23 protein-coding genes, 1 tRNA gene and 1 riboswitch are annotated in these 21,483 nt (G+C 69.2%); of the genes, 15 read left to right on the top strand and 9 right to left on the bottom strand.

Going from position 1 to position 21,483, the window contains the following annotated elements:
• Positions 1-12: 12 nt before the first annotated feature.
• The 3 genes from ACFYTS_RS01990 to ACFYTS_RS01980 all read left to right on the top strand — a co-directional run bounded on the left by ACFYTS_RS01990 (position 13) and on the right by ACFYTS_RS01980 (position 1,934).
• Positions 13-519, top strand: a complete 507-nt coding sequence (locus tag ACFYTS_RS01990) for a DinB family protein (protein ID WP_387300666.1) — start codon at positions 13-15, stop codon at positions 517-519.
• Positions 520-561: 42 nt separating this feature from the next.
• Positions 562-1,776 (top strand): DNA polymerase III subunit delta', encoded by a 1,215-nt coding sequence (locus tag ACFYTS_RS01985; RefSeq protein WP_379103676.1) that lies wholly within the window; start codon positions 562-564, stop codon positions 1,774-1,776.
• Between the two features lie 82 nt (positions 1,777-1,858).
• Positions 1,859-1,934 (top strand) — tRNA-Thr (locus tag ACFYTS_RS01980).
• A gap of 61 nt (positions 1,935-1,995) precedes the next feature.
• On the opposite strand, the gene ACFYTS_RS01975 is transcribed toward ACFYTS_RS01980, so the two are convergent.
• The 3 genes from ACFYTS_RS01975 to ACFYTS_RS01965 all read right to left on the bottom strand — a co-directional run bounded on the left by ACFYTS_RS01975 (position 1,996) and on the right by ACFYTS_RS01965 (position 4,571).
• The gene (locus tag ACFYTS_RS01975) at positions 1,996-2,388 is read right to left on the bottom strand and encodes a hypothetical protein (protein WP_387300664.1); all 393 of its coding nucleotides are present in this window, start codon (positions 2,386-2,388) and stop codon (positions 1,996-1,998) included.
• 305 nt (positions 2,389-2,693) lie between these two features.
• The gene (locus ACFYTS_RS01970) at positions 2,694-3,758 is read right to left on the bottom strand and encodes a diacylglycerol kinase (protein WP_357275626.1); all 1,065 of its coding nucleotides are present in this window, start codon (positions 3,756-3,758) and stop codon (positions 2,694-2,696) included.
• Positions 3,759-3,782: 24 nt separating this feature from the next.
• On the bottom strand, positions 3,783-4,571 hold the full coding sequence (locus ACFYTS_RS01965; protein ID WP_387300662.1) for an SDR family oxidoreductase: 789 nt from the start codon (positions 4,569-4,571) through the stop codon (positions 3,783-3,785).
• A 139-nt stretch (positions 4,572-4,710) separates the two neighbouring features.
• Here ACFYTS_RS01965 and ACFYTS_RS01960 point away from each other — a divergent pair, with 139 nt between their 5' ends.
• The 3 genes from ACFYTS_RS01960 (at position 4,711) to ACFYTS_RS01950 (ending at position 6,108) form a co-directional block, all read left to right on the top strand.
• On the top strand, positions 4,711-5,340 hold the full coding sequence (locus ACFYTS_RS01960; protein ID WP_357275631.1) for a TetR/AcrR family transcriptional regulator: 630 nt from the start codon (positions 4,711-4,713) through the stop codon (positions 5,338-5,340).
• Between the two features lie 95 nt (positions 5,341-5,435).
• Entirely contained in the window at positions 5,436-5,900 is a 465-nt protein-coding gene (locus ACFYTS_RS01955) for a DUF2752 domain-containing protein (protein ID WP_387300659.1), read from the top strand.
• 19 nt (positions 5,901-5,919) lie between these two features.
• Positions 5,920-6,108 carry a hypothetical protein gene (locus ACFYTS_RS01950; RefSeq protein ID WP_357275634.1) on the top strand — a complete coding sequence of 63 codons (189 nt, stop codon included), beginning with the start codon at positions 5,920-5,922 and terminating at the stop codon, positions 6,106-6,108.
• A 14-nt stretch (positions 6,109-6,122) separates the two neighbouring features.
• Here ACFYTS_RS01950 and ACFYTS_RS01945 read toward each other — a convergent pair whose 3' ends face one another.
• Positions 6,123-7,436 (bottom strand): aminotransferase class V-fold PLP-dependent enzyme, encoded by a 1,314-nt coding sequence (locus ACFYTS_RS01945; protein ID WP_387300657.1) that lies wholly within the window; start codon positions 7,434-7,436, stop codon positions 6,123-6,125.
• A 56-nt stretch (positions 7,437-7,492) separates the two neighbouring features.
• Positions 7,493-7,606, bottom strand: a riboswitch (SAM riboswitch).
• A gap of 223 nt (positions 7,607-7,829) precedes the next feature.
• Here ACFYTS_RS01945 and ACFYTS_RS01940 point away from each other — a divergent pair.
• On the top strand, positions 7,830-8,501 hold the full coding sequence (locus ACFYTS_RS01940) for a heme oxygenase (biliverdin-producing) (RefSeq protein ID WP_387300655.1): 672 nt from the start codon (positions 7,830-7,832) through the stop codon (positions 8,499-8,501).
• A gap of 232 nt (positions 8,502-8,733) precedes the next feature.
• Positions 8,734-9,366: a LysE family translocator gene (locus tag ACFYTS_RS01935; protein WP_357275640.1), complete on the top strand. Its 633-nt coding sequence runs from the start codon at positions 8,734-8,736 to the stop codon at positions 9,364-9,366.
• Between the two features lie 2 nt (positions 9,367-9,368).
• On the opposite strand, the gene ACFYTS_RS01930 is transcribed toward ACFYTS_RS01935, so the two are convergent.
• The 3 genes from ACFYTS_RS01930 to ACFYTS_RS01920 form a co-directional block, all read right to left on the bottom strand.
• Positions 9,369-9,833 carry a flavin reductase family protein gene (locus tag ACFYTS_RS01930; protein WP_379106274.1) on the bottom strand — a complete coding sequence of 155 codons (465 nt, stop codon included), beginning with the start codon at positions 9,831-9,833 and terminating at the stop codon, positions 9,369-9,371.
• Positions 9,834-9,982: 149 nt separating this feature from the next.
• The gene (locus ACFYTS_RS01925; RefSeq protein WP_357087551.1) at positions 9,983-10,456 is read right to left on the bottom strand and encodes a YbaK/EbsC family protein; all 474 of its coding nucleotides are present in this window, start codon (positions 10,454-10,456) and stop codon (positions 9,983-9,985) included.
• A gap of 41 nt (positions 10,457-10,497) precedes the next feature.
• Entirely contained in the window at positions 10,498-10,812 is a 315-nt protein-coding gene (locus ACFYTS_RS01920) for a 2-oxo-4-hydroxy-4-carboxy-5-ureidoimidazoline decarboxylase (RefSeq protein ID WP_387300652.1), read from the bottom strand.
• 149 nt (positions 10,813-10,961) lie between these two features.
• Between ACFYTS_RS01920 and ACFYTS_RS01915 the strand changes: the two genes are divergently transcribed.
• Positions 10,962-11,783: a crotonase/enoyl-CoA hydratase family protein gene (locus ACFYTS_RS01915; protein ID WP_357275647.1), complete on the top strand. Its 822-nt coding sequence runs from the start codon at positions 10,962-10,964 to the stop codon at positions 11,781-11,783.
• 80 nt (positions 11,784-11,863) lie between these two features.
• The gene (locus ACFYTS_RS01910; RefSeq protein WP_387300650.1) at positions 11,864-13,519 is read left to right on the top strand and encodes an MDR family MFS transporter; all 1,656 of its coding nucleotides are present in this window, start codon (positions 11,864-11,866) and stop codon (positions 13,517-13,519) included.
• Between the two features lie 48 nt (positions 13,520-13,567).
• Here the strand turns inward: ACFYTS_RS01910 and ppa are convergent, their stop codons facing one another.
• Positions 13,568-14,056, bottom strand: coding sequence for an inorganic diphosphatase (ppa, locus tag ACFYTS_RS01905; protein WP_357275651.1), 489 nt, complete (start codon positions 14,054-14,056; stop codon positions 13,568-13,570).
• A 133-nt stretch (positions 14,057-14,189) separates the two neighbouring features.
• On the opposite strand from ppa, the gene dacB reads away from it, so the two are divergent.
• From dacB to ACFYTS_RS01880, 5 genes are all read left to right on the top strand, one after another.
• The gene (gene dacB, locus ACFYTS_RS01900) at positions 14,190-15,650 is read left to right on the top strand and encodes a D-alanyl-D-alanine carboxypeptidase/D-alanyl-D-alanine-endopeptidase (RefSeq protein WP_387300648.1); all 1,461 of its coding nucleotides are present in this window, start codon (positions 14,190-14,192) and stop codon (positions 15,648-15,650) included.
• Positions 15,651-15,663: 13 nt separating this feature from the next.
• Positions 15,664-16,737: a zinc-dependent metalloprotease gene (locus ACFYTS_RS01895; protein WP_387300646.1), complete on the top strand. Its 1,074-nt coding sequence runs from the start codon at positions 15,664-15,666 to the stop codon at positions 16,735-16,737.
• Between the two features lie 112 nt (positions 16,738-16,849).
• The gene (locus ACFYTS_RS01890) at positions 16,850-17,989 is read left to right on the top strand and encodes an ATP-binding protein (protein ID WP_387300644.1); all 1,140 of its coding nucleotides are present in this window, start codon (positions 16,850-16,852) and stop codon (positions 17,987-17,989) included.
• 53 nt (positions 17,990-18,042) lie between these two features.
• On the top strand, positions 18,043-18,600 hold the full coding sequence (hpt, locus tag ACFYTS_RS01885) for a hypoxanthine phosphoribosyltransferase (protein WP_387300642.1): 558 nt from the start codon (positions 18,043-18,045) through the stop codon (positions 18,598-18,600).
• 379 nt (positions 18,601-18,979) lie between these two features.
• A complete protein-coding gene (locus tag ACFYTS_RS01880; RefSeq protein ID WP_357275660.1) occupies positions 18,980-19,867 on the top strand; it encodes a LysR substrate-binding domain-containing protein in 888 nt (295 codons plus the stop codon).
• Between the two features lie 226 nt (positions 19,868-20,093).
• On the opposite strand, the gene ACFYTS_RS01875 is transcribed toward ACFYTS_RS01880, so the two are convergent.
• Positions 20,094-21,467, bottom strand: a complete 1,374-nt coding sequence (locus ACFYTS_RS01875) for an amidase (RefSeq protein WP_387300640.1) — start codon at positions 21,465-21,467, stop codon at positions 20,094-20,096.
• Positions 21,468-21,483 lie beyond the last annotated feature (16 nt).

Genomic DNA, 21,483 nt, shown 5'->3' with positions numbered 1-21,483 from the left:
GAAGGGCATTCGATGATGGTCGACCACGAGCGGGAAGAGCTGATCAAGGTTCTCGCGAGCCAGCGGGACCTGTTCCGGATCACTGTCCGGGGAATCGACGACGAGCAGGCGCGTCAGCGCAGCACGATCAGTGAACTCACCCTCGGCGGGCTGCTCAGTCATTGCGTGAATGTCGAGCGGCACTGGACCACCATCCTGGCCGAGCGGGACCCGAACTCCGAATTCGACATCTCCCGAATGGATTCCGAGTACCGGCTGGACGCGGACCAGACGGTCGCGGGGTTGCTCGCCGAGTGGGAGGCGGTGGCCGAGCACACCGCGAAGCTGATCCGCGAACTACCGAACCTCGAGGATTCGGTGCCGACGCCGACCGCCCCGTGGGCGCCGGAGCGGGAGTGGCTGACCGTGCGCTACATCCTGCTGCACATCCTGCGGGAGATCGCGCACCATTCCGGTCACGCGGACATCATCCGCGAGGCGCTGGACGGCGCGAACACGACATATCAGCGCGCGAACTGACACTCGGCGGCGCTGTCGGAGGTGGCCGCTAAGGTGGTCGGCGTGGCGGGTGTCTTCGATCGGCTGGTCGGCCAGGGTGCGGTCGAGTCCGAGTTGACGGCTGCGGCGGTGGCGGCGCGGGGTGGGGCCGGATCGTCGTCGGCCATGACGCATTCCTGGTTGTTCACCGGTCCGCCCGGTTCGGGGCGGTCGGTGGCGGCGCTGTGTTTCGCGGCCGCTCTGCAGTGCACGGACGAGGGGACGCCCGGCTGCGGCCGCTGCCACGCCTGCACCACCACCATGGCCGGCACCCACGGCGATGTGCGCCGGGTGGTGCCGGAGGGTTTGAGCATCGGCACCAAGGAGATGCGCGAGATCGTGCAGGTGGCGTCGCGGCGGCCGAGTACCGGCCGCTGGCAGGTCGTGGTGGTGGAGGATGCGGACCGGCTGACCGAGGCGGCGGGCAATGTGCTGCTGAAGGTGGTCGAGGAGCCGCCGGCCCGAACGGTCTTCCTGCTCTGCGCGCCGTCGGTGGATCCGGAGGACATCTCGGTGACGCTGCGATCCCGCTGCCGCCACGTGCATTTGGCGACGCCGTCGGTGGAATCGATCGCCCGGGTGCTGCGTGAGCGGGACGGGTTGGACGACAAGGTCGCCGGTTGGGCGGCCTCGGTGAGCGGCGGCCACGTCGGTCGCGCCCGCCGGCTGGCCACCGATGACGACGCCCGTGCGCGTCGTCGCCGGGCCCTGGCCCTGGTCGCGGCGACCGCTCGCCCCGCTCAGGCCTATGCGGCCGCCGATGAGCTGGTGAAGTCCGCCGACGACGAGGCCAAGCTGGTCAGCGCCGACCGCGATGAGAAGGAACGCGACGCCCTGGCCACCGCGCTGGGCGCGGGCGGCACCGGCAAGGGCACCGCCTCGGCGACCCGGGGGTCCGCGGGAGCATTGAAAGACCTGGAAAAGCGCCAGAAATCACGCGCCACCCGCACCGGCCGCGACGCCTTGGACCGGTCCCTGATCGATGTGGCGGGCCTCTACCGCGACGCCCTGGCCGTCCGTTTCGGCGCGGCCGCCGCCGATTCTTCGTCCGGCGTCACCCTCACCCACCCCGATATGGCCGACCAGATCCGCGAACTGGCCACCGACGTCCGCCCCGAAGGTCTGCTCCTCTCCATCCAGGCGGTCCTCGACTGCCGCGAGGCCCTCGAAACCAACGTGAAGCCCCGCTTCGCCCTCGCCGCCATGGTCGCCGCCCTGATGGCAGCCCGTTCCGCCTGACCGCCGAGTGTGGTTGGTCACCGTGAACACACGTTTTCGCGATTCGGGCACGAGACGATAGACTCGCAGCGCCGGAAGGCACGCCGCCTTAGCTCAGTCGGTAGAGCGCTTCACTCGTAATGAAAAGGTCGGGGGTTCGATTCCCCCAGGCGGCTCCAAACAAGCAGGTGGAGAGCGATCGTCGCTCTCCACCTGTTGTCGTTTCGGGATCATCCGCCACTACTTCCCGATCACCAGGGGCGTGCTCGTGGCGTCGTGGATTCCGCGGGCTTCGGCAACGCCTGGTCCACCTCCGGTCCCGCCGTGTTCGCCGTTGTCGGTGCAGCCGTTCCCGGTCTCGCTGGGATCGGTGCAGGTCTTCTCGCCCCCGTCGCTCTCCCCGCAGTTTTCGTTGTCGCAGCCATGGGGCGGGACGGGCGGAGGTGGCGGAACCGGCTCGGCGAGATTACCGGACCACCCCCCAGCCCGATCGACCTGCACGACGCCGGACACCGCATCAGACGCGGCCACGGCTGGAACCGCCGCTGTCGCGGGAAACGCCATCACCACCCCTGCCAGCACGAACGGGGTGAACAGCTGACGTGTGACATTTCGGTAAGTCTCGTTGGTCATGATCATTGCCTTTCCGGCGGACTCGGTGCCGACTACTGCGACTGATCGATCTCGTCACCTCGCACATCTCGTTCGGGCAACTACTACGTCGTCGTGACCATCCGGGGGCATATGTCCAGGGGCGCCGTCCAGGAGATACCCCCATCTGCGATCGCCCTGATCAGAATCCTACTCAGGTGATCAACGGCGCTGAAGCGTGTGGCGCAGTCGTGACCTGCCGTTATGAAGGATCGGGGGTCATTCCCCCGGGCGGCTCAAACGACAAAGGTGAGGACCATCGTGGCCCTCACCGTGTCGTTGGTGGGTCAGGAGACCAGGCCGCGGCCGGTGGTCAGGGGGAGGTCCATGGCTGTCAGGAGGCCGGGGCGGGCTTGGACTACGGCGGGGATGGTGCTGACCAGGCGGGCGGCGGTGCCGACCACTCCGGCTTCGGCGTGGTCGCCGTTGCTGTAGAGCTGGAGGTCGAGCAGGTAGTCGGGTTCGCCCTTGATTTCCACTCGGTAGCAACCCGATCCGGCTGGTTGGGGCCAGTCGGGGGCCAGGTCGGGGTGGAGGCGGGTGACGTGTTCGAGGGTGAGGATTTCGCGGCCGTCGCGGATGCCGTGGATCTGGAAGCGGAGGGCCGCGGCGGTCCCTTCCTCGATGGTGTGGGCGCCGATGCGGATCGGTTCCGTCGCGGGGAGGCGCTCGAAATGCTGTGTCACCGAGTCGAGTTCGATATCGAGGGCGGCGGCGAGCTGACGGATGACGCTGCCCCAGGCGAGGGTGAGAATGCCGGGCTGCAGGAGCAGAGGGAGGTCGTCGAGCTTGCTGCCGAAGCCCATGATGTCGAAGACGACCTTCGGGTTGTCGTAGGTCGAATAGTCCATGATCTCCGAGCAGATGACCCGGTCGATGCGTTCGGAGCCGCTGGACAGGAGCAGCGGCAGCCAGTCGTTGGCCCAGCCGGGGTCGATGCCGTTGACCCACAGGGACGCGCCGCCCTCCTCCGCGGCCTCGACGATGGGGGCGATGGCCTCGTCGGGGAGGGTGCCGTAAGGGAATTGGAGGAAGACGGGACTGCTGGAGACGACATTGATGCCGGCTCGGAGGAAGGTCTTCAGGTCCTCGACGGCCTCCATCAGGCGGTCGTCGGCCATGGCGGTGTGGACGATGCAGTCGGGCTTCAGGGCCAGCAGGGCCTCGGCGTCCCGGGTGGCCAGGACACCGGTCTCGCGGTCGAGACCGGCGAGTTCGCCGGCATCCTTGCCGGCCTTCTCGGCGCTGGACACCCAGACTCCGACCAGTTCGAGTTCGGGGCGGTTGATGATGGAGCGCAGGGCGCGGCGGCCGACATTGCCTGTGCTCCACTGGACTACGCGGTAGGTCATGGAAAACTCCTGGGGCGCGGCGGATTACAGGTCGGGAATGGGGAGGGCCAGGTTGGGGGCGTCGATGCCGCCGTCCACCTCGAGCACCTTGCCGGTGATGTAGCCGCCCGCACGGGAGCTCAGGTAGACGATGGCGGCGGCGATCTCCCACGGTTCGCCGAGGCGATGCAGCGGGGTGGCGTCCTCCATCTGCTGCTTGATCTCCGGCTGCTGCGCAACGACTTCCAGCGCCGAGGTGAGCACCGAGCCGACCGCGATGGCGTTCACCCGGATGCGCGGGGACAGGTCGGCGGCGGCCAGCTTGGTCCAGTGCGCGAGCGCGGCCTTGGCGGTGCCGTAGGCCAGGAAGCCGCGGCCCGCGCTGATGCCCATGCGCGAGGAGATGTTCACGACCGAGCCGCCGCCGCTCTTCAGCATGTACGGCACCGCGGCCTGGGTGAGGGCGTGCGCGGTCGACACGTTGAACCGGAACGCCTCCTCCAGGAACTCGGGGGTGCTGGTGAGGAAGGTGTTGGGCATGGTGCCGCCGACATTGTTGACCACGATGTCGATGCCGCCCAGCTCGGCGGCGGCGGTCTCGGCCAGCGCGGTCACGGCCGAGAGGTCCGACAGGTCCGCGGGGACGGTGACGCAACGGCGGCCCAGCGCGCGGATCTTGCCGGCGACCTCGTCGAGCTGGGCGGCGGTGCGGGCCGAAATGGCCACGTCCGCACCGGCTTCGGCGAGCGCGAGAGCGGTGGCGGCGCCGATGCCGCGGCCCGCGCCGGTCACGACGGCGACGCGGCCGTCCAGTCGGAAGGTGTCCAGGATCATCGCTAAATCAGTCCTTCGAGGGTGACGACAGTCACTCGACACTTTTAAGCATTAGTTCTTAACCGTCAAGGAGAAGTTCTTTATCCCCAGGTGAAAGGCTACAGTGCAGGCTGTGCACAAGGAGGGTGGCGGTACTCGAATGACAGTCACGGGGGCGCGCGAGCGCATCATCCTGGCGGCGGAACAGCTGATCGCCGAGCGCGGGCCGGCGGTGCCGCTGCGCGATATCGCCGCGGTCGCCGAACAGCGCAACAACTCCGCGGTCCAATACCACTTCGGCTCCCGCGACGGGCTCATCGAGGCTGTGGTCGAACACCGGCTCGCCACCCTGGAGATCCGGCGGCTGGAACTGCTGGCCGAACAGGCCGGGACCGGCGTGACCAGCGTCCACGACCTGCTCGAAGCACTGGTCATCCCCATGCTCGAACTGGGGGACCGGCACGGGATCCACCATTACGCCCGCTTCCTGGAACAGATCCACACCCATCGAGCCGTCACCGACGCCGCGAATCTGGCCTCCGCCCAGCGCACCTCGGTGCGCGTGATCATGCAGCAGCTCGATCGGGAACTCGCCGACCTGCCGAAACGCTTGCGGCTGCGGCGGTTGCGCGCGTTGCCGACCGTACTGTTCGCGCTACTGGCCGATCACGAACGCGCGGTCGAGGCGGGCAAGGTCGCCGCGGGGGATGTGGATGCCTGGGGAGAAATCGTGGACATGCTCGCGGGCGTGCTCACCGCCCCGGTCGTGGAACGCGCCCCGATCCGCTGAGGCCGCAACGCAATCGGGTGTGAACCCGCGCGACCGGGGTGCGAAGTTCGCCGCGACCTGGCAGGTGGGCGGTGGCCCGGCTACCGTTGATTCTCGTGGACACCACGGCAGCAGTACCGACGGCGGGAGCCGAACCAGGGCCTACGCGCCCGCGACGGCTCGGCGTCGGACTCCCGCTGCTGAGCGGTGCGGCCGTGGCCGGCGGCTTGGCGCTGCTGCACTTCCGGGACCCGCACGTGCAGGGGGCCTACGGGTTCTGCCCGTTCTACGAACTGACCGGGTACTGGTGTCCCGGCTGCGGCGGCCTGCGCGGCCTGCACAATCTGACCGATGGCCGGTTCCTCGACGCCATCCACAGCAATGTGCTGCTGCTGCCGTTGACGCTCGGCTTCCTCGCCTGGTGGGGCACCTGGCTGGTGCGCGCTTGGCGGGGCCGGGCGACGCCGCCGCGACTACCGCGGATTCTGCCCAGGTCGGCGCTGTGGATCGCGGTGGCCTTCCTCGTCGTGTTCACGGTCGTGCGGAACACGCCGTGGGGTACCTGGATCGCACCCATCTGAGGCGGAGGATGCTCTTGATATGAGCGAATCGCTGAAGGAACGGGTGCGGAACAAGCTGCTCCGCCAGCTCGAAGAGGACGGACCGCCCGATCCGGAGCTGCAGGACACCCGGCAGGTGTGGGTCCAGAACGATCTGGACCGGCTCGAAGCCGTCAGCGAGGACGATCCGTTTGTCGAGGAGCTCGCGGCTCGCTACATGGTGCCCTGACCCGCTCCCGCGATTCAGAATCCGCAGGGCGCTCCGCCGTCCGCCGAACCGCCGAAGGGCCGGGTTTCCGGGACCGGGTTCCAGTGGCCGTCGGTGCGGGCGTAATCCCAGCTCGGACCATGCTCGACCAGGGTGGCGATCGCGTCGATGAGGCGGTCCACGTCGGCGGCGGTGGTGCCGAGTCCGATGCTGGCGCGCAGCGCCGCGTCCACCCCGAGCCGCGACAGCAGCGGGTGCGCGCAGAACCGTCCGTCGCGCACCCCGATCCCATGCTCGGCGGAGAGATACGCGGCCACCTGGCCGGGCTCGAAACCGTCGACCGTGAAGGCGACGATGCCGACGGCGTCGGTGCTGTCGCGCCACACCCGCAGGAAGTTCACGCCCGGAACGGTTTTCAGCCCGTAGCGCAGCCGGTGGGTGAGGTACTGCTCATGCTCGACGACGGTGGTCTCGTCCAGGTCGGCGATCGCGTCGCAGGCGGCGGCCAGGGCGGCCACCCCGAGCACGTTCGGGGAACCGGCCTCGTGGCGCTGCGGCGCGCTCGCCCACTCCACGCGGTCGGCGGCGACCGAACGCACCGCGCCGCCGCCCGCCAGATACGGCTCCGCGGCGTCGAGCCAGTCCCGGCGGCCGACCAGGACGCCCGCGCCGAACGGCGCGTACGCCTTGTGCCCGGAGAAGGCCAAGTAGTCGATGCCGGTGGTGCGCAGGTCGATCCGTCGGTGCGGGGCCAGCTGGGCGGCGTCGACCAGGATGCGGGTCCCGCACTGGTGTGCGATCCAGGCCAGCCGTTCCAGCGGCAGCAGTTCGCCGGTCACATTGGAGGCGCCGGTAACCGCCAGCAGCGCAGCGGGTTTCGAGCACAGTTCCGCGACCAGCCGCTGAATGGTCTCCTCGATGGTGTCGGCGACCGGCACCACGCGGCGGCCGTGCCGGGTCCAGGGCAGGAAGTTGGCGTGGTGTTCGACATCCAGCACCACGGTGTCACCGGGCACGCACGCGGCCAGCAGATTCAGCGAGTCGGTGGTGTTGCGGGTGAACACCACCACCTGGTCGTCGGCGGCGTTGAGGAAGCGGGCGACCGAGCCGCGGGCCGACTCGTAGCAGTCGGTGGAGACGCGGGAGGCGTATCCGGCGCCGCGGTGGACGCTGGCGTAGAACGGCAGCAGGTCGGCGACCCGGTCGGTGACCTGCCGCAACGCGGGGGCGCTGGCGGCGTAGTCGAAGTTGGCGTAGCCGGTGGTCCCGCCCTGGACCAGCGGAACCCGGAGGTCACAGCCGGACACGGTGGCGAGGGGAGCACAGGTCTGGTCGGCGAAAGCGGTCATCACAAATCCCATCGGATTCAGGGGACCACGCGATCGGAAGACAGGAATCGATCGTGAGTCCGCGCTTGCCGTGCCCGGTCGGGCGACGGCCCGGTCGTCACCCGGAGCACCCCGCCGCGGTGGAGGGTTGCCGACCAGCTAGCCGGGGCTTAGCGCTGGTACTCATGACCTGATTGCAGAGACTGGCAGACGCTTCGCGGGCTTGTCAACCCTCGGCGCGATGGTGACGCGGTGTGACCAACGGCACCGGCGGGGCGGAAAAATCATCCGAAAGTTGGAGTGGGTGGGCCGCAAAGTTCGAATCGCGCGATCGTTGCTGGGGCGTAGGGTCGATGAGGAAGTTAGGGTAGCCAAAGTGTGGTGCCCCCGGAGTTGACCACGAGGAGCCCGACCATGTTGGACACGGACACCGCCGCCCCGTTCTCGACGCTCATTCGCACCGCGACCGAGCAGCAGCACAGCGAGGCCGAGCACTCCACGTTCATGCGTGACCTGCTCACCGGTCAGCTCGGCGTCGAGGCCTTCCTCCGCTACACCGGACAGCTCTGGTTCGTCTACGAGGCCCTCGAAAAGCATTCCGCCACACTGGCGTCCGACTCCGTCGCGGGTCCGTTCGTGAAGCCGGAACTGGCGCGTCTGGCCGCGCTCGAGACCGATCTGGCCCACCTCGGCGGCGCGAACTGGCGCGATGAACTGCAGCCGCTGCCCTCGACCGCCGCCTACGCCGCCCGCATCGAGGAGTGCGCGCAGGAGTGGCCGGCCGGGTACGTCGTCCACCACTACACCCGCTACCTGGGTGATCTCTCCGGCGGCCAGGTCATCCGCGGCACCGCCGAGAAGCTGTGGGACCTGCCCAAGAAGGGCGACGGCGTGCGCTTCTACGTCTTCGACGAGATCACCAATCCGGCCGCGTTCAAGCGCGAGTACCGCGAGGCCCTGGACCAGCTTCCCCTCGAAGGTCCCGAAGTCGATCGCGTGCTCGACGAGGCGCGACTGGCGTTCACGATGAACACCGACCTGTTCCGTGAGCTGGGTGCGGAGTACTCTTCCGCCCCGCGTAACTAGCGGGCGGCCGAGAGCCGTCGGAATTGGCAACCCGTGCCGGCGGTTCGGACCCGAAACAGTTGTGGACGTACCCGGTGAATTACCCGCGCCTCACGAGATCGGTTGTCGCGTTGGGTTACCCGGGCGTGGCCCGATGGGTCGCTGACCTGCTCGTCGGGGGCAAGTCAGCGGTGGCGGAGTTCATGCCGGTCGGGCTTGCGTCCCGGTGCTGTCCTGGGTTGCCATGGAGGGCATGAGTCTTCCGCTGCTGTTGAGTTTCGCCGGGTTGTGCGTGCTGCTGGCGCTCACGCCGGGCCCCGATACCTTTCTGGTGCTGCGATTCTCGATGGCCGGACCGCGACCCGGGATCGCGGCGGCGGTGGGCTCGGCGTTCGGCGGGATCGTCTGGGCGACGGTGGTGGCGGCCGGGGTGGCGGCGCTGCTGGAACAGTCGGCCACGGCGTATCGCACGCTGAAGGTGATCGGCGGAATCTACCTGCTGTACCTGGGGATTCGGGCGCTGGTCGAGCAGCGGCGGGCGCGGAACGCGGAGGCCGAGCCCCAGGCCGCGGTCGCGCAGGGCACGCCCGCGTCGATGCGCTCGGCGTTCGCTGCCGGATTGCTGTCCTGTGTTTTCAACCCGAAGGTGGGTTTGTTCTACCTCGCGGTGCTGCCGCAGTTCCTGACCGAGGTGACCTTCCTGAACACGCTCACTCTCGGCGCCATCGAATCCAGCATCGCGGCCGTCGAGATGATCCTGCTCGCGGTGGCCGCCGCCCGCGCGGTCACGCTGTTGCAGCGGCCGCGGATCCGGGCCCGGCTGGAACAGGCGAGCGCGGCGATCCTGGCGGCGCTGGGCATCGGCACCGCGGCCTCGGCGGCCTGAGGTCAGTCGGCGATCTCGGCGCGGTGATACGCGCCGTTGTAGTACACCAGCGGGCCGGCCGCGGGCGAGCTCTCGGTGTTGTCGTGCACCTGTGTGACCAGTCCGATCACCAGTGTGTGATCGCCGATCGGGATCAGCTGGTGCACGGTCGCGCGCACCCAGATCGGGGTGCCGTGCAGGACCGGTTCGCCGGAGCCGAGCGTGGCCCACAAGGACTTGTCGGTGAAGCGCTCCTCGGCGGACCGGCTGAACCGCTGCGCCAGATGCTTCTGATGCTCGCCGAGGAAGTGCACCACCACCGATTCGGCCCCGAGCATGGCCTCGATGCTGGAGGAGGTCTCGGCGATATTGAACGAGATGAGCGGCGGCTGCGCGGAGAGCGAGGCGAACGAGGTCGCGGTGAAACCGACCGGACCCTGCGCGGAGTTCAGCGTGACGATGGTGACGCCCGCCGGATAGTGCCGCATGGCGGCACGGTATTGCTGCGCGGTGATGCCGCTCAGGTCGTCGGGCACGTGTAGCTCGGCGCCGGGCGTCGGAGAATCGGTCACGTCAAGAACCTACGTGGTCGCGGGCCCCGGTATTCCACGCTGTTGGAAAACCCCGTCGACGGCGGTCAGTCCACGTCGATGGCCAGGCCCGCGGTGATCCGGACCAGCTCGCCGAAGGTCGTGCGGAACAGGGTGTTCGGGTGCCCGCCCGCCGCCCACAGCTCCCGGTACTGGGCCAGCGCGTTGTCGACGAAGGTGGGCAGGTTGGTGGGGTGCCCGAGCGGGGCGACGCCGCCGATGGGCTGTCCGGTCACCTCCTGGACCATGGCCGCGGGCGCCCGGCTGAGCGTGCCCTCCAGGCGTTGCCCGGTGCGCGCCAGATGCACCTGGTGCGCGCCGGAGACGAGCAGCAGCACGGGGTCGTCGTCGAGCAGGAACACCAGGGATTTGGTGATGGCCCCGACGGTGACGCCGACCGCGTCGGCCGCATCGCGCGCGGTGGGGGTGGGTGTGGGCTGGGTGATGATCACCCCGTGATGGCCGCGCGCGATCAAGGTGTCGGAAACCTTCGACGCGACCGGTGGCAGGGACCTGCGCATGCCAACCAGGGTAGAGCGATTGCGGTGGATGTGCGGGGGGATCAGTAGTCGGGGTAGCCCTCCTCGGGGCCCAGCATCGTGGTCAGGCGGGCCGACACGATCGGGGCCAGCTCGTCGACGGTGCGCTCCGAAACCGGCTGGTGCGCACAGGAATCGAAGACCCGTTCCAGATCGACGGCGGACATGGCGCGCAGTTCCGCCGCGGCCGCGGTCTGCAACGCGGCGTGGCCCGGGTAGGGGCGGCCGTCGGCGATCTTCTGCGCCCAGGTGACATTGCAGCAGCATTCGTACAGGGCATGAATCGCGCGACGGCGGGGGAGGGCGTTGAAGCGGTCGAGGCCGACTCCGTGATGCATCATCGTGACCTCACACACAGGAGGAGCAGTTTGTGCGGACGCGATAATCGTCCGCCTCCGGGCGCCGCGAAAACGCTGGGACGCAGCAGATTTAGCACAGGGTTTACACCGGCCAACCTACTCGCGAGTAACCCCTATACGCTGGACCAATGACCGAATGGAAGGCTTTCGACGTCGAAAGCAAGGACCACATCGCGACGGTGACGCTCACCGGTCCTGGCAAGGGCAATGCCATGGGCCCCGACTTCTGGCGTGAGCTACCGCTCATCTTCGCCGAGCTCGACGCCGACCCCGACATCCGGGCCATCGTGCTCACCGGCGCCGGGAAGCACTTCTCCTACGGACTGGACCTGCCGGCCATGAGCCCGCTGTTCGGGCCGCTGCTGGCCGACAAGGCGCTCGCCGGGCCCCGCACCGACTTCCTCAAGCACGTGCGCGGCATGCAGGACTCGGTGACCGCGGTCGCCGACTGCGTGAAGCCGGTCATCGCGGCCGTCTCCGGCTGGTGCATCGGCGGCGGACTGGACCTCATCGCCGCCGCCGACGTCCGGCTGGCCAGCGCCGACGCCAAGTTCAGCCTGCGCGAGGCCAAGGTGGCCATCGTGGCCGACATCGGCTCGCTGCACCGGCTGCCGGGCATCATCGGTGAGGGGCACGTGCGCGAACTCGCCTACACCGGCAAGGACATCGACGCCGCCCGCGCCGAGAAGATCGGGCTGGTCAACGACGTCTACGCCGATCAGGAAGCCGTGCTGGACGCCGCCTACGCCATGGCGCGCGAGATCGCGGCCAACCCGCCGCTGGTCGTGCAGGGCATCAAGGACGTCCTGGACCAGCCCAAGCGCGGCAAGATCGCCGACGGCCTGCGCTACGTCTCCGCCTGGAACTCGGCGTTCCTGCCCTCGGAGGACCTGACCGAGGCCATCCAGGCCGTCTTCGAGAAGCGCGACCCGCAGTTCAAAGGCAAGTAACCCCTTCGGGTTACCGCCAAAAAAGGACCCCATGCCTCCGGTTCCCGGCCTATCGTTTTGGTCGGGGCTGGAGGTTTGGCATGGCGACATCCGAAGTGGGCGAAGCGACCGGCGAGGGCGGCTTCACGCATCGGCAGATACTGGTGATCCTCTCCGGGCTGCTGCTGGGCATTCTGCTCGCGGCGCTGGATCAGACCATCGTGTCCACGGCGATCCGCACCATCGCCGATGACCTGAACGGGTATTCGCTGCAGGCCTGGGCGACCACCGCGTACCTGATCACCGCGACGCTGGCCACGCCGCTCTACGGCAAGCTCTCGGACATGTACGGGCGCAAGCCCTTCTACCTGGCCTCCATCACCATCTTCGTGACCGGTTCGCTGCTGTGCACCTTCGCGCAGTCCATGTACGAGCTGGCGGTGTTCCGGGCGTTGCAAGGGCTGGGCGCGGGCGGGTTGATGTCGCTGGCGCTGACCATCGTCGGCGATATCGTGAGCCCGCGCGAAAGGTCCAGGTACCAAGGGTATTTCCTGGCCGTGTTCGGCACCTCCAGCGTGATCGGGCCGGTGCTGGGCGGGCTGTTCGCGGGGCAGCACAGCATTCTGGGGATCGCGGGCTGGCGGTGGGTGTTCCTGGTGAACGTTCCCATCGGACTGTTCACACTGGTCGTGGTGACCCGCGTGCTGCGGCTGCCGCCGCGCGAGAAATCCCGTGACCGCGTGGACTATTGGGGCGCGCTCGCCTTGATCGTCGCCATGAGCCCGCTACTGATCGTGGCCCAGCAGGGGCGCGAATGGGGGTGGAGCAGCGGGAGATCCGTGGCCTGCTACCTGATCGGCGCGCTCGGTGTCGCCGCGTTCGTGCTGATCGAGCGCGCGCTGGGGGATGCGGCGCTGATCCCGCTGCGCATCTTCGCCAATCGCACCTTCGCGCTCGGCGTTGTCATCTCGTTCGTGGTCGGTGCGGGCATGTTCGGGGGCATCCTGCTGTTGCCCCAGTACTTGCAGGCCGACCGGGGCGCCAGTCCGATGCTGGGCGGCTTGCAGATGATTCCCATGGTGCTGGGCATGATGATCGGGTCGGTGCTGTCGGGCCAATTGATCTCGCGCACCGGGCATTACCGGATCTATACGCTGCTCGGCGCGGCCATGATCACCCTCGGACTTTTCCTGCTGCACTATCTGAAGGCCGATACCGCGTTCTGGATCGTGGTCCTGTTCATGTTGTGCGTGGGATTCGGACTGGGAAATCTCATGCAGCCGCTCATCGTGGCATTGCAGAATGCGTTGCCGCCCAAGGATATGGGCGTCTCCACCGCGTCGGCCACCTTCTTCCGGCAGATCGGCGGCACCCTCGGCGCGGCGGTCTTCCTGTCCATCCTGTTCGACCGGCTGGGGACCGATATTCGCGCTCAACTGGAGGCGTCCAGCACCGACCCGAATTTCCAGAAGGCCGTGGTGAACGCCGCGCACGACGGGAATCCGGCGGATATGGCACTGGCGCAGGGATTCCTGAACCACGACACTTCGGCGGCACAGAGCGTGCTGAAGGACAGCTCGATCATTCAGAAGCTGAATCCCGTCCTGGCGCATCCGTTCAAGGTCGGATTCGCGGAATCGCTGTCCACGGTGTTCCTGACGACCTCCGCGGTCGCGTTCGTCGCGCTCGTCCTGGTGATGTTCTGGAAGGAAGTCCCCCTCCGCACCACCGCGGGACTGGATTCCGTTCCCGAGTAAAAGCGAAGGGGCGGCACGGAATCCGTGCCGCCCCTCACTCGGCGTGACCTAGTGGCCCTGCTCCTTCAGACGGGCGTAGGCCTCGTCGACGAGCTTCTCGGCCTTCTCGCGGCCCTCCCAGCCCTCGACCTTGACCCACTTGCCGGGCTCCAGGTCCTTGTAGCGCTCGAAGAAGTGCGCGATCTCCTTGCGCTGAAATTCCGGGATGTCCTCGACGTCCTGGATGTGGTCCCAGCGCTTGTCCTTGTTGGGGACCGCGACCAGCTTCTCGTCGGTGCCGGCCTCGTCGCTCATGATGAGCACGCCGACCGGGCGGGCCTCGACCAGCACACCTGGGAACACCGGCTCGGGCAGCAGGACCATGCAGTCCAGCGGGTCGCCGTCGCCGCCCAGGGTGTTCTCGATGTAGCCGTAGTCGGCCGGGTACATCATCGGCGTGTACAGGTAGCGGTCCAGCCGCACGCGTCCGGTCTCGTGATCGACCTCGTACTTGTTGCGCTGACCCCGGGGGATCTCGATGGTGACGTCGAACTCCACGTCATCTCCTTTTCGGTGGGCGGTAAGGCTGCCGACTCGCCAGCACGTTCGGGGGAACGACTGCGCAACGAGGATAGTGTGGACCGCGGTAGAGCCATCAGCCCCACCACAGGTATCAGGGAGACAGCGGCAGGTGTTTGGTCGGAACAAGCAGAACATCGGTGGTCTGGAGGCCAAGCGGCGACGCAGAACCTGGATCATGGTGTCATCGGTGCTGGTCGTCATGCTGGTGGCGGCCACGGCCGTGGTGCTGATCCTGAAGCCCTGGACCGAGGAGTTCCAGCACGGGGGGTTGACGATCGCCGACCCGCCCGCGCCGGTGAAGCCGATCCCGCAGGTCGCGCCCGCCCCCGAGACCGCGCCCGCCGCGAGCACCGCCGGTCTGGCGGCCGCACTCGCGCCCGTCGTCGGCAACCCGGACCTGGGCGCGTTCGCCGCCTCGGTGTCCGACGGGGACACCGGCACGGTGCTGTGGACGCTGGACCCGGACAAGGCCATGATCCCGTCCTCCACCGCCAAGATCCTCACCGTCGCGGCCGCCCTGCTGGCGCTGCCCGCCGACCACCGGGTCACCACCAAGGTGGTGACCGGTGCGGCTCCCGGCGAGATCGTGCTGGTCGGCGGCGGCGACCCCACCCTCACCGCGCAGCCGGACGGCAAGGGCTACTACCCGGGCGCCCCGCGCCTGCAGGACCTGGTCGCGCAGATCAAGGCCACCGGACAGCGGGTGGACTCGATCACCGTCGACACCTCCGCCTACCCGGGACCGAACTTCGCGCCCGGCTGGGACGCCGCCGACATCGGGGGCGGCTCCATCGCGCCCATGGACGCGGTGATGATCGACGGCGGCCGCCTGGACCCGCTGGTCGAATACTCGCCCCGCACCGCCACTCCGGCTCTCGACGCGGGCCGCAGGATGGCCGCCGAACTGGGCGTGGACGGTTCGAAGGTGAAGGCGGGCAGCGCGCCCGCGACCGCCACCCAGCTGGCCGCGGTGCAGTCCGCGCCGCTGCGGGACCGCCTGCTGCAGGCCATGGTGCACTCGGACAACGTGCTGGCCGAGGCGATCGGCCGCGAGGTCGCGGTGGCCGGCGGGCAGGAGGCCTCCTTCACCGGCGCGGTCACCGCCATGAACACCGTGCTGCAGGCCGCCGGGTTCGATCTCGCCGGCCTGAAAATGGCCGACAACAGCGGACTCTCGACCGACGACCGGATCCCGCCACGCCTGCTCAACCGGGTGCTGACGGTGGCCGCGCTGCCCAACGGCGCTGCTCCGCAAGGCAATTCGACCGTCGATCCGGCCGCGGTCACCACCCCCGGCTCCCCGCTCGCCCCGCTGCTGGACTATCTGCCGGTCGCGGGCGGCACCGGCTCGCTGGCGAGCCGATATGTGGACCGCGATCGCGAGGGCGCGGGTTGGATACGGGCCAAAACAGGAACTCTGTCCGTATCGAGTGCGTTGGTCGGTTATGTGCTGGACCGTGACGGACGCGTCCTGACGTTCGCGCTCATGTCGAATGATCGGCCGCCGGAGGTGAGCCGACCCGCGCTGGACGCCGTCGCCAACGCACTGCGCAACTGTGGCTGCTCCTGACGGGTGGATGAACATGACCGGATCCGATAGCCCCGCCGCCCCTGCCCGCACCCGGACCACGCTGACCGGGTCGGTCGACTGGAACGTGGCCGCCCGCACCGGCGCCGCCCTGGTCCCGGCCGGGCCGCGCACCTCCCGGTATTCGGCCGAGCACGCGGTCGCCGAACTCGCCGCCGCCTCGGTCCGCGCCGAGGCGCCGGTGCGTGAGGTCAGCGGGCTCGACGACGGCTCGGTGGTGCCCGACGCGCTGATCGTGGACCGGCCGGGCTGGATCCGGGCCGCCGCCGACTCCATGGCCCAGCTCACCGGCAGCGGCATCGAACCCGGCGAGAAGGGCAAGCTGGTCGGCAAACCGGCCGGACTGCAGGCCGGGGCCATGCTGGCCTTCCTGTCCACCGCCATCCTCGGCCAGTACGACCCGTTCACCGGGCCGGACGGCACGCTGCTGCTGGTGGCGCCCAACATCATGGCGGTGGAACGTGCACTGGGCGTGCCGCCCAGCGACTTCCGGCTCTGGGTGTGCCTGCACGAGGTCACCCACCGGGTCCAATTCTCGTCCGCCCCTTGGATCGCCGACTACATGCGCCGCAATGTCGAGACCCTGGGTGAGGCGGGCGACGAGCCGCTCGCCGACATCCTGGCCCGGCTCGCCGACGCCGTGAAGGAACGCCGCCGCGGCGTCGAGGACCCCGCGGGCGGTGTCATCGGGCTGCTGCGAGCCACCCAGGCCGAACCCCAGCGGCTGGCCCTGGACCGACTACTCATGCTCGGCACCCTGCTCGAAGGCCACGCCGACCATGTCATGGACGCCGTCGGCCCGGCCGTGGTCCCCTCCGTCACCCGTATTCGCGCCGCCTTCGATCAGCGTCGCAAGCGGCCCGCCAACCCGATCCAGCGCCTGCTGCGTGCCCTGCTCGGCATGGACGCCAAGGTCGCCCAGTACGTGCGCGGCAAGGCCTTCGTCGACGAGGTGGTCGACACCGTCGGCATGGCCCGCTTCAACACCATCTGGACCGAGCCGGAAACCCTGCCCCGCACCGACGAGATCGGCGAACCGCAACGGTGGGTCACCCGGGTCCTGGGCTGATCCACGGCCCTCGTCCCTCCGGAGCGCTTGCGCCACGCCGGAATTCGGGACGTACCCGGCAGGAATCCTCGCCGCACGGCGCCGCCCCCCGGCCGCGTGCGACGATCGGGACGTGAACGAACGGCCCCGACTACCCGAGACGCGCGCCGCGCTGGAGCTGCGCCGCGCCGTCCGGGAGTGGCTGGGCCGCTACGCGCCCGAGGGTGTGGTCCGCGTGGCCCTCTCCGGCGGCGCGGACTCCCTGGCCCTGACCGCCGCCGCCTGCGTCGAAGCCGACGTGGTCGACGCGCTGATCGTGGACCACGGCCTGCAGGACGGCTCGGCCGAGGTGGCGGATCGCGCCGCGGCCACCGCGCTGGGCCTCGGCTGCAGGTCTGCCCGGGTGTTGCGCGTTGAGGTCGAGCGCAGCGCGCCGAACGGGGCGATCCGGCCGGTGTGGTCGGCGGATCCGACCGCGGCCGTCGTACCGACACCCGAGAACGGTTCGCCCCTCGAGGGCGGGGCCGTTCCGGTGGCGGAGTGGGCGGCCGGGGAGGAACCGGCGGGCAGCGGTCCCGTGGGCAACAGGTTCCCGGGCGGGCCCGAGGCGGCCGCGCGGCGGGCCCGATACGACGCGTTGCGGGCGGCCCGCGAAGGCAAGCCGGTGCTGCTCGGGCACACGCTCGACGACCAGGCCGAGACCGTGTTGCTGGGCCTCGGGCGCGGGTCGGGGGCGCGATCGATCAGGGGGATGGGGGAGTACGACGAGCCGTGGGGGCGGCCGCTGCTGGGAGTGCGGCGGAGCACGACCCGGGAGCTGTGCGCGGATCTGGGGCTCGAGGCCTGGGAGGATCCGCACAACAGCGCACCGGAGTTCACCCGGGTGCGGCTGCGTGCCGAGGTGCTGCCGTTGCTCGAGGAGGTGCTCGGGGGCGGGGTGGCCGAGGCGCTGGCGCGGACGGCGGCGCAGCTGCGGGAGGACTCGGCGGTGCTGGACGCGCTCGCCGGGCAGTTGCTGGCGGCGGCGCGGGCGGGCGACGGGCTGGGGATCGAGACGCTCGCCACTGCCGAACCCGCGATCCGGCGCCGCGTCATTCGCGCGTGGCTGCTCGAGCGTGGCGCAAAATCATTGACGGACAGCAATTTACGTGCGGTGGAGGCGCTGGTCACGCGGTGGCGTGGGCAGGGCGGGGTCGCGGTGGGGGGTTCACCCAGCGGGACGAGGTTGGTTGCCGCGCGTGAACATGGCAGGCTCATACTCGGGTCGGAGTGAACCCGTTTTTTGAAAGAGTCACAGTCGGGTCGACTGAAGGGAAACCAGCGGACGTGTACGGGGACGACATCGCGTCGGTGCTGATCAGCGAGGAAGAGATCGCCGCCAAGGTCGAGGAACTGGCCGAACTGGTCGCCAAGCGTTATCCCGCCGATGCCCCCGAGGGTGACCTGCTGCTGGTGGGCGTGCTCAAGGGCGCGATCTTCTTCATGACCGATCTGGCCAAGAAGCTCACCGTGCCGACGCAGATGGAGTTCATGGCCGTCTCGTCCTACGGCTCCTCCACCTCGTCCTCGGGCGTGGTGCGCATCATGAAGGACCTGGACAAGGACATCGCCGGGCGCAATGTGCTGATCGTCGAGGACATCATCGACTCCGGTCTGACGCTGTCGTGGCTGCTGCGCAACCTGTCCAGTCGCAACCCGGCCTCGCTCGAGGTGGTGACGCTGCTGCGCAAGCCCGACGCGCTGCGCACCCAGGTGGACGTGATGGCCGTCGGCTTCGACATCCCGAACGAGTTCGTGGTCGGCTACGGCCTCGACTACGCCGAGCGGTACCGCGATCTGCCGTACATCGGCACCCTGGATCCGAAGGTCTACAGCGGGGAGTAACCGCCGCCTCACCGGCTCGAAAAACAGGCCGCCTTCCACTGTGGGAGGCGGTCTTTTGCCGTATTGTGACCAAACTCACTCGATCGGCTGGTTTGGGGTGTGGGCCGGGGCGGAGCGTTGTTGCTGAAGGTCAGCGCTCGGATCGCTTTCGGATCGCGGATTGAACAAGATCGTGAATCGATGCTGGTCAAGTGTCCGTTTCGAGGCGTGTGGGGGAGTGCTGGCAAATGGCCAGGAATTCGCGAGTCCGGTTAACGGAATGTTGAACCGGCGTCATATGCTGTCCGTAACAAACCTGACGGCTGTTTTCTGATCCTGTTGCAAACTTTTGGGTCGGATACGGCTGGAAAATCAAGACCGATTCTGATAGCAAGGGGCTATGGACCCGCATTTGCGCGACCTGCGGTATTTCGTCGCCGTCGCTGAGGAACTGCATTTCACCAACGCGGCGCAACGGCTGCACATCGCTCAACCCACCCTGTCACGACAGATCCGGCAGCTGGAACGCCAGCTGGACGTCGTGCTGTTCGACCGCAACCAGCGCAGCGTGGCCCTGACCGTCGCCGGCAAGGAACTGCTCGAAGGCGCCCGGAAGATCCTCGAACTCTGGGAAGTCACCAATGTCGCCCTGCAGGAGGCCGGTGAGGTGCTGCGCGTCGGCATCCAGTCCTCCATCGGCCGCGGCCTGATCACCGACCTGGAGAGCGCCAGCGGCCACCGGCTCGCCCTGCACTCCGCGTCCTGGACCGACCCGTCCAGCGGCCTCGCGGGCCGCCAGGCGGACCTGGCGCTCATGTGGCTGCCCGTGCCCGACACCAGCCGCTACCGCTGGCAGGTGCTGCGTACCGAGCCGCGCTGGGTGCTGCTGCCCGAGAACCACGCCCTCGCCGGCCAGGAGAGCATCGACTTCGCCGACCTGATCGACGAGCCCTTCGTCGCCATGCCCGCCGAAGCCGGTGCGGCCCGCGACTTCTGGCTCGGCGCCGACTCCCGCGGCGGCCGCCAGGCCAAGATCGGTGCGGAAGCCGCCACCGCGGAGGAACGCCTCGAGGCGGTCAGCCTCGGCCTGGGCGTCTGCCTGCTGGCCGAGAACAACGTCCCCATGTACCGCTGGCCGGGCCTGACCGCCCGCCCGGTGACCGGCCTGGCCCCGTGTGAACTCGCGGTCGCCTGGCGCGCCGACGACGACCGCCCGACCATTCTCGAGTTCGCGGCCCGCGTGCTCGACGGCGGCTTCGCCGAACAGGAACCGCTCGCGGCCGTTTAGGCCCGAGGGAAGGACAGTCCGAGACGGGCGGCGGCAGAGGGTCGGAGGTTGCCGCGGTCGGTCCGGGCAGTGTGGGCCCGGCACAACGGCGTGCGGGATCGGCACGAAGACAGCGCCGCGTCACTTCGGTGACGCGGCGCTGTCGTGTGTCCGGAGACGGTCAGGAGGCGGTGCCCCGTGTCAGGAGGCGGTGTCCGATCTCGTCAGGACGCAGTGTCCGATCTCGTCAGGAGACAGTCCGCTGCCAGGGGTGGGCGGCCTCGATCTGGGCGGCCAGCCGCAGGATGGTGGCCTCGCTGCCGGGCGGGCCCGCGATCTGCGCCGCCACCGGGGTGCCGGAGCGCGGGTGCAGGCCCATCGGAATGGAGATGGCCGGCCAGCCGACCAGATTCCACAGCGGCGTGAACGGCGAGAACTTCACGTTGGCAAGCGCATTCGCCAGCCACGGCCGTGAATGCCAGCGGCGGGCGCGTGGCGCGGGGGCGGCCAGCGTCGGCGTGATGACCACGTCGTAGCGCTCGAAGTAGTCCAGCAGCCGCGATTCCACCCGGTCGACCTGCGAGGCCCGCAGCAGACCCGACTTCAGCACCATCCGGCCCAGCGCCACGTGGGTGCGGGTACGGCGCTGCAGCCGGTCGGGGTGCGGCACGGTCGCGGCCTCGCGGGCGGCATTGGCCAGCCAGCGCAGCAGCAGCGCGAAAGTCACGCCCTGGTACGGGAGTTCGGCCACGCCGATGATGTGCCCGGCCAGCGAGGCGGCCGCGGCGGCCTTGTCGGCGGCCGCGGTCCAGGCCAGATCGACGTGGGCGAGCGGCATCGGGGTCGCGGTCGCCAGGCCGATGCGCAGGGTCTGCGGGGTGTCCAGGTCGGCCAGGTCGGGGCGGTCCGCCAGCACCGACAGCATGAGCGCCGTATCGGCGACAGTCGTTGCGAGAACGCCGTTTTCGGTCATTCCGCCCCAGGAGTCGATGCCCACGTCCGCGGGCACCAGGCCGCGTCCCGGCTTCAGGCCGACCACGCCGGAGCAGGCCGCCGGGATGCGCACCGAGCCGAGTCCGTCGTTGCCGTGCGCGATCGGCACCATGCCGGAGCCGACCGCCGCGCCGGAGCCACCCGACGAACCGCCCGCGGAGTAGCGGGTGTTCCAGGGACTGCGGGTGATGCTGCCCGGCTCGTCGGTGACGCCCCACAGCCCGAACTCGGGAACGTGGGTGAGCCCGACGACCACCGCGCCCGCCGCCCGCAGCCGCCGCACCACGGCGTGATCGGCGGTGGCGGCCAGATCGGACCCGGACAGCGACCCGCCCCGGGTCACCTCACCCGCGACGTCGATGTTGTTCTTGACCGCGATGGGCACCCCCGCCAGCGGCAGCATGTCCAGGTCGGCCCGCTCGGCGACGGCGCGGGCCTCGGCGCGCGCGGCCTCCTCCCGGACCAGGCTGAAGGCGTTCAGCTTCCGGTCGCGGGCGCGAATCCGGGTCAGCGCGGCCTCGACGGCGTCCTCGGGGGACAGGGTGCCGTTCTGGACCGCGGTGGCGACGCCGATCGCCGTGGTCGGATCCACCGGGGGACGGTCGGACGGCGTGTCGGAATCGGGCATGTCGGCTCCCCCGTCT

The sequence above is a fragment of the Nocardia sp. NPDC004151 genome, assembly GCF_042874235.1.
Lineage (GTDB): Bacteria > Actinomycetota > Actinomycetes > Mycobacteriales > Mycobacteriaceae > Nocardia.
This window is presented reverse-complemented; position numbering and strand designations above follow the sequence as displayed.